Raw genomic sequence first — 7511 nt, forward strand, 5'->3', positions numbered from 1 at the left:
GATGGAATGGCAATCGTTGATTGGATATTTGGCGGCCAGCCTGACGACGCTCTCTTTCTTGCCGCAAGCCATTAAGGTTATTACCACCCGCAATACGCAAGGTATCTCCGGTTTGATGTATGTGATGTTTGTGTGCGGGCTGGTTTTGTGGCTGATTTACGGATTATTGATTGAAGATACTGCCGTCAGCATGGCGAACTTTCTGACACTGTTGTTCGCCTTGCCGATTCTGGTTATCAAGTATCGTAGTAGGTAGCGTAGATTGCCGGAGAAGCGTTAGCGCTCTCCGGCCGTTTTCAACTGCCGATTGTGCCAGCCCGCCAACGCGAGGACCGTTGTTAACGCACCGAGCAGGGCGCAGAACATGTCCGACTGGGTATCCCACGGGTCACCCTGCGTGCCAAGGAAGTCATCCGCACCTTGTCCCATTGCCAGCGCCGCCCACCATTCGATCAGTTCATACATTGCGCTAATCGCCAGCGCTACGCAGCAGACCAGAAATGACAGCATCTTACGACCACGGACAATATTGCCGCGCACTAAAATCTCTCTTGCCGTCAGGGCTGGTACCAGCCCCTGGAAGAAATGGCCCAGCTTGTCATAGGGGTTACGGCTGAGATCCAGCCATTCCTGAACCTGAAAACCAATGGGAACTTTGGCGTAGGTATACATCCCACCTACCATCAGAATGATGGCGTGCAAGAAAATCAACGTATAAAGCAGCGGCGTCAATGGGTACTGCTTCATGGTAGCCAGCAACAGCGGGACGACAATAATGACTGGCGTGACTTCCATCAGCCAGGTGATTTTCTCAGAGGCAGAGATACCGGTGTAGATAAGAATCAGCGCCAGGATCAATGCGCCAGTGCGCAAGATTGTGGGGTTCAGAGTGCGGAGCATTGCGAATTCACACGTAATGGAAAAGGTCACTATTCCCTGTGAACGGCAAAAATTCAATACCAGTAAATGGGGGGATAAAGTTGGCCCGGGGGGATCGCTGGACTGACGCCAAAAATTTAGTGCCAGTCCAGTGCCGGGCCGAATGGGTTACTTCGCGCAGTTAGCGCATTGTTTGCTGACGATTTGCTGGAAGAAATCGTTGCCTTTGTCATCGACCAGGATGAAAGCCGGGAAATCTTCTACTTCGATTTTCCAGATAGCTTCCATTCCCAGCTCCGGGTATTCCACGCATTCCAGATGCTTAATGCTCTGCTGCGCCAGTACCGCTGCCGGTCCACCGATGCTGCCCAAGTAGAAGCCGCCGTGTTTGTGGCAGGCGTCAGTCACCTGCTGGCTACGGTTACCTTTTGCCAGCATGATCATGCTGCCGCCGTGAGACTGCAACAGGTCAACGTAGGAGTCCATACGACCCGCGGTGGTTGGACCTAAAGAACCGGACGGGTAGCCTGCAGGCGTTTTGGCCGGACCCGCGTAGTAGATCGGATGATCTTTCACGTACTGCGGCAGACCTTCGCCGGACTCAATACGTTCTTTTAACTTCGCGTGGGCAATGTCACGACCAACAATGATAGTACCGCTCAGTGACAGACGAGTAGAAACCGGGTACTGAGAGAGCTGGGCGAGGATCTCTTTCATTGGGCGGTTAAGGTCAACTTTAACCACTTCGCCTTCGCCCGCCTGGCGCAGAGATTCTGGAATGTACTGACCTGGGTTATGTTCCAGTTTTTCAATCCAGATCCCTTCGCGGTTGATCTTGGCCTTGATGTTACGGTCTGCGGAGCAAGAAACGCCCATACCAACCGGGCAGGACGCGCCGTGGCGAGGCAGGCGGATCACGCGGATATCGTGTGCGAAGTATTTTCCGCCAAACTGAGCGCCAAGGCCGAGTTTTTGCGCTTCTTCCAGTAGTTCCTGTTCCAGTTGCAGATCGCGGAACGCCTGGCCGTGAGCATTGCCTTCAGTCGGCAGCGCGTCATAGTAGTGTGTGCTGGCCAGCTTCACCGTTTTAAGGGTGCTTTCCGCTGACGTGCCGCCAATGACGAATGCGATGTGGTACGGCGGGCAAGCTGCGGTACCCAGCGTACGCATTTTCTCAACCAGGAAGTTTTTCAGTTTGCCGGGAGTCAGCAGCGCTTTGGTTTCCTGATACAGATAGGTTTTGTTGGCTGAGCCGCCGCCTTTGGCCACGCACAGGAATTTGTATTCGTCACCGTCCACGCTGTACAGATCGATCTGTGCGGGCAGGTTGGTGCCGGTATTCACTTCTTTGTACATATCCAGCGCCGCGTTTTGCGAGTAGCGCAGGTTATCTTCGATATAGGTATTAAATACGCCTTTGGAGAGCGCCGCTTCATCGCCGCCGCCGGTCCAAACACGCTGACCTTTTTTACCCATGATGATTGCCGTACCGGTGTCCTGGCAGGTTGGCAACACGCCTTTGGCGGCGATTTCGGAGTTTCTCAGGAACTGCAGTGCCACGTACTTATCGTTTTCGCTGGCTTCGGGATCATGGAGAATTGAGGCGACTTGCTGTTGGTGTTCTGGGCGGAGCATGAAGGAGGCATCGTGGAAGGCTTGCTGGGCCAGTAGCGTAAGTGCTTCAGGGGCTACTTTCAGGATTGTTTCGCCTTCAAACTCGCCGACGCTGACGTGTTCGGATGTCAGCAGGTAGTACTCAGTTTTGTCTTCCCCCAGTGGGAAAGCCGCCTGGTAAGTGAATTCAACTTTTGACATTTGCTTCCAGCCTTTTCATTTTTCTCAGGAATTTTAAAATTCTCTGTGTCTTCATGGTGGCGTGCCGTACCAACGTGGACGGCACGCGAACTGTGATTACAGGAAACCGTACATTGCGGCGAAGATCCAACCAAAGACACAGGATACGCTTACGCCGATCAAGCCAGGCAGAATGAAGCTGTGGTTGATAACGAAGCGGCCGATGTGGGTGGTGCCGGAACGGTCAAACTGGATAGCAGCCAGATCGCTCGGGTAGGTCGGCAGAATGTAGTAACCGTAACATGCCGGAGCAGAAGCCACGATGTACGCGGGATCAACTCCGATTGCCAGCGCGACCGGAACAATCGCTGCCAGCGCCGCTGCCTGGGAGTTTACAAATTTGGATACCAGCAGCAGAACAATTGCATAGGCCCACGGATACTCTTTCACCATATTGCCCAGCACACCTTCGATTTCTGTCATGTGCGCGCCGAACATTGTTTCGGCCATCCAGGCAATACCGTACACCGCCACAATCGCGATCATACCGGAACGGAAGACTTCGTTTTTAGATATTGAAGCGGGATTGGTCTTCGTCAGGATAATAATCAGCGCACCGGTCAGCAGCATGAACATCTGGATAACCAGCACCATTGACAGCGGTTTGCCGCTAAAGGTAGGACGCAGCTCAGAGAACGCGCCAAGCACGGCAACAACGGCGATAGCGGCCAGGAAGATCCACATGGCCAGCCAGTTGCTTTTCGGCAGCTTTTTGTCTAACAGCGTGGCGGTATCGCCATACACATAGTTGTGGTTTTCAGGTACGGAAATGAACTTCTGGAACTCTTCATCTTTATCCAGATCCTTACCACGGAACCAGCTGAAGATACCGATCGCCAGGATACCCAACAGGGTAGACGGGATGGTGATGCTGAGCAGGTCGAGGAATTCGAGATGCTTGCCTTCAAACGTTACGTTACCCAGCATTGCCACCAGTGACACAACGGCTACAGAAACCGGGCTGGCGATAATCCCCATCTGCGCGCCGATAGAACTCGCCGCCATCGGACGTTCCGGGCGAATATTGTTCTTAATGGCAACGTCATAAATGATTGGCAGGATGGTGTATACCACGTGCCCTGTACCGCAGAGAATCGTCAGGGTGCAGGTAACGAAAGGTGCGACGATGGAAACGTATTTTGGGTTACGGCGCAGCAGCTTTTCAGCGATTTGCAGCATAACGTCAAGGCCGCCGGAGGCTTGCAAGGTTGCCGATGCGGCCACCACGGCAATAATAACCAGCATTACATCTACAGGTGGTTTACCCGGCTGGAGATGGAAAACGAAAACCAGAATGACCAGGCCGATACCGCCTAATAAACCCAGCGCGATACCGCCCTTTCTGGCACCATAAAACAAACATATTAATATTATGAGAAGTTGTATACTAAATAACATTTTATTTACCCTCGCGAAAAACCCAGTCAATTTTTGAAAAATGGATCTGTGCCACATTCTTTTTTGCCAGAATAAGCATCAAAAAATGGTCAGTATTCGATATATCCGTATTTGCGATTAATGTTCAAATGTCTTGCTAGAATGTTTTTTTAAAGTTATGGCGATATTTGGTTTTTTCTGTGGCTTTGATCAGAGGAGAGAATCCTCAGGCGATGGGAAGCAGAGCTAAACATGGAAAGCTGCGGTTGACGCTGTAATTTATCTGTTTTGCGTTTTCCGCTATTACGTGAACCACCGACAGAATGGGTGAGTAGATTATTTATGTGATCACAGTCACGCCATCTCATAATGTGATGAGGTCGGCGTGCGGATACTTTTATTTGCTCACAAAAATGTACGGTGTCCATGGTACGTAGCATGGTCTCCATTGCTACCAGTCTAGATTTTGTATGTCTGGTTAATTTCAGACTAATCCTTTATGGGTAAAAATACACACTCTGCGAGTTAGATAATACTTAATTAACTTTTGTTAGCGATTTTGAAATTAAAAACAGTGTGATATTTGTCAATATTAAAATAATGCATTTAACATGTCGGATACAAATATATTTGATCTAACGCAAATTTATAATTTTACAGTTCCAGCTGGTGAAATTGGGATTTTTCATTATTTTAATAATTGTTACTTTCAAATAACAAATAATCCCAAGTGTATTTATTGGCAATATTGTTTAAGCAATGAGTAGTGTTCAGCCTGCACGCGATAACGATAAACAGGTCTGCCGGTCACGCCATAATGGATGCTGGTAAATAAGATGTGACAATTGACGAGCCAGATAAGGTATTTACGGCAAGAGACGCGCGAGATATTGACCTCGTTGGCCAGCTCATCTGTGGAGAACTCTTGATCCTGGTGCTCATCAATCCACTGACACAGCGTGCGTAACGTTTGTGGCGTTAACCCTTTGGGTAAGCGCCGTGCTTCCTGTTCATTGGAAGAGCTGCCGTGAATCAGCTGGTCAAGCTCAGACTGTTCATAATACTGATGCTTGTCCATCTCATTTTTCTTGTGCAGCCAGCCGGTGAGCGCCTCTTCAAACCGGGAAGCCTGGAAAGGTTTGATCAGGTAGTCAACAACACCGTAGTGAAGTGAATCTTTGATGGTGGTGGCATCAGCGGCGGAAGAGATGACGATGACATCACACTTGCAACCTTCGCTGTGCAGAACCGGTAGCAGGTCCAGACCGTTTTCTTTTTGCATATAAATATCTAGCAAAATCAGATCAATATGATGACCGCTATGAAAGATTATCTCTTTTGCTTTCTCCAGCGTGGAGGCTGTGCCGCAGCAGTGAAAACCGGAGAGTTGCGCGACATAACGGCGGTTTAATTCCGCTACCATTGCATCGTCATCGACAATTAAGACATTGATCATCTGCTGGCCCTCTCACCATTCCACGGTAACTGTACAAAAAATTGGGTGAAGATCCCAGGTTCAGACTCGACGGATATATTGCCGCCAACGTTTTCAACCTGTTGTTTAACAAGCGCTAAACCTACGCCCCGTTCGGTTCCTTTTGACGAAACGCCCTTCTCAAAGATGTGCTCAATGTTTTCGGGGGCAATCCCCGGACCATCGTCATTCACTTCGCAATGCAACCAGCCGTGTCGATAATGCAAGGATACGCTGATCTCACCACCAGGTTCTTGACCTAGCGCTTCCAGGGCGTTTTCAATCAGATTCCCCAGAACGGTAATCAGCACCGCCACCTGATCTTCGTTGCTATTTTCCGGTAACTGGCTTTCATTGCTAATGACCAGACTATGGCCTAAATCAGATGTGCGATTAATCTTACTGAGTAAAAATCCTGCGATCACCGGTGATTTTATTTTTCCTAACAGCGAGCCAATTTCTTCCTGATAATTGTTTGCTGTCTTCAGGATGTAATTTTCAAGCTGCTTATAACTTTTCAGATGCAATAATCCCAGAATCACGTGCAATTTATTCATGAATTCGTGGGATCGTTCACGAAGTGCGTCGGCATAGTTGACCATACCATCCAGACGTTGCATTAGTTTTCGGACTTCAGTCTTATCTCTGAAGGTTGAAATGGCACCGATGATTTTACCGTTGCTGAGTACCGGGACCGTGTTAATTAAGAGTAGCCGATCCTTCACCATGATCTCTTCATCGCGGCGCGGCGTTCCGTCATGTAGTACCTGTGAAAAATCGACCACCTGTGACCACGCATGGCTGAGTGTGGAGAGCTGGGCATCATCTTGTGATTTGTGATAATCCAGCAGCTCCTGCGCCGCTTGGTTAATCAGCGTCACCTCACCGCATTCGTCAACGGCAATGACACCTTCCTTTATAGAGTGCAGCATCGCCTGGCGTTGTTCGAACAGATTGGAGATTTCATAAGGCTCCAGACCAAACAGAATGCGCTTGAGAACTTTGACAAATACCCATGTACCGAGCAGTCCAACCAGCACGCCAAATAAGATGGACCAGATGATGCTGCCGCGGCTGTTATTGATCTGCTCAGTCACCCGGCTTAGCTCAAGGCCGATCGACACGACGCCAATCTGCCGGTGATGTTCGTCATAGATAGGAGTAAATACACGTAGAGCTTTAGCCAGGAATCCGCGATTAATGGCGACATTCTCTTTACCCTGCAGGGCCAGCAATATGTCATCGCCTTTAAATGGCTGACCGATTCTCTGCGCTTCGGGATGGGAGTAACGAATGCTTTGCATATCAGTGACGACGATGAACAAAAAGTCGTTGCTCTTATTCACCGCCTGGGCAATCGCCTGAATGCCGCTTTCCTCGGGCTTTTTCATTAGTCCCTGGCGGATCTCCGGAGAGTTGGCTAGCGTTCGCGCGACCGCAAGCGCTTTACTCGCTAATGCATCGCGCGTCATGTTGCTGATCTGCGAGAAATAAATCAGATGAACGACAAGCAGCACGGAGAAGAGTACTGCACTAACCATGAGGATCACGGTGGTGCCAAGCTTCATCGGGCGTTTACGTATAGCAGTACGTTGCAGGGAGTATCTCATCACGGTCCTGAAATCACGGTTTGTACGGGTATTATTGCCTGATGGGGTGCGTAATTCAAAGGTGGTAGGGATTATGGCGCTTAAGTTGTCAGTCCTTCTTCTTTATATAGCGTAGAGTGAATTTCTTTCTATATAGAGGTTTTCATACCGATTCTCTCCCTTTTTAGGGGCGCTTACAGATAATTTCCTTACGATTGTGGATAACTCTGTGCGTAAATGGGTATAAGGCGGGGTTTTGCTGTGGAATGCAGCAGTCAGTCATTTTTCTGTCATTTAAGGGTTGCGGGCCGCAGGAAACTCCCTATAATGCGCCTCCA

The 7511-nt window shown here is 49.4% G+C and carries 6 protein-coding genes; 1 reads left to right on the top strand and 5 read right to left on the bottom strand.

The genetic code is table 11. From position 1 onward, the window contains the following. Position 1: 1 nt before the first annotated feature. A complete protein-coding gene (locus tag OGX89_RS15565; protein ID WP_003826761.1) occupies positions 2-256 on the top strand; it encodes a SemiSWEET transporter in 255 nt (84 codons plus the stop codon). Positions 257-276: 20 nt separating this feature from the next. On the opposite strand, the gene OGX89_RS15570 is transcribed toward OGX89_RS15565, so the two are convergent. From OGX89_RS15570 to OGX89_RS15590, 5 genes are all read right to left on the bottom strand, one after another. Continuing rightward, on the bottom strand, positions 277-900 hold the full coding sequence (locus OGX89_RS15570; RefSeq protein ID WP_032934135.1) for a DUF2238 domain-containing protein: 624 nt from the start codon (positions 898-900) through the stop codon (positions 277-279). Between the two features lie 147 nt (positions 901-1047). After that, complete coding sequence (fumA, locus tag OGX89_RS15575) at positions 1048-2694, bottom strand: class I fumarate hydratase FumA (protein ID WP_057068411.1); 1647 nt, start codon at positions 2692-2694, stop codon at positions 1048-1050. A gap of 96 nt (positions 2695-2790) precedes the next feature. Beyond that, on the bottom strand, positions 2791-4131 hold the full coding sequence (dcuB, locus tag OGX89_RS15580) for an anaerobic C4-dicarboxylate transporter DcuB (protein WP_003031873.1): 1341 nt from the start codon (positions 4129-4131) through the stop codon (positions 2791-2793). Between the two features lie 715 nt (positions 4132-4846). Continuing rightward, positions 4847-5566, bottom strand: coding sequence for a two-component system response regulator DcuR (gene dcuR / locus OGX89_RS15585; RefSeq protein ID WP_008786975.1), 720 nt, complete (start codon positions 5564-5566; stop codon positions 4847-4849). Beyond that, positions 5563-7194, bottom strand: a complete 1632-nt coding sequence (locus OGX89_RS15590; protein ID WP_003826772.1) for a sensor histidine kinase — start codon at positions 7192-7194, stop codon at positions 5563-5565. Before OGX89_RS15590 ends, dcuR begins: the two co-directional genes overlap by 4 nt. Between the last annotated feature and the right edge of the window lie 317 nt (positions 7195-7511).

The sequence above is a fragment of the Citrobacter sp. Cpo103 genome, assembly GCF_030332605.1.
GTDB lineage: Bacteria > Pseudomonadota > Gammaproteobacteria > Enterobacterales > Enterobacteriaceae > Citrobacter > Citrobacter portucalensis.

What these genes read in the sequence shown, in the direction of transcription:
- OGX89_RS15565 (WP_003826761.1), top strand. Translation starts at nt 2, where the DNA reads ATGGAATGGCAATCGTTGATTGGATATTTGGCGGCCAGCCTGACGACG.
- OGX89_RS15570 (WP_032934135.1), bottom strand. Translation starts at nt 900, where the DNA reads ATGCTCCGCACTCTGAACCCCACAATCTTGCGCACTGGCGCATTGATC.
- fumA (WP_057068411.1), bottom strand. Translation starts at nt 2,694, where the DNA reads ATGTCAAAAGTTGAATTCACTTACCAGGCGGCTTTCCCACTGGGGGAA.
- dcuB (WP_003031873.1), bottom strand. Translation starts at nt 4,131, where the DNA reads ATGTTATTTAGTATACAACTTCTCATAATATTAATATGTTTGTTTTAT.
- dcuR (WP_008786975.1), bottom strand. Translation starts at nt 5,566, where the DNA reads ATGATCAATGTCTTAATTGTCGATGACGATGCAATGGTAGCGGAATTA.
- OGX89_RS15590 (WP_003826772.1), bottom strand. Translation starts at nt 7,194, where the DNA reads ATGAGATACTCCCTGCAACGTACTGCTATACGTAAACGCCCGATGAAG.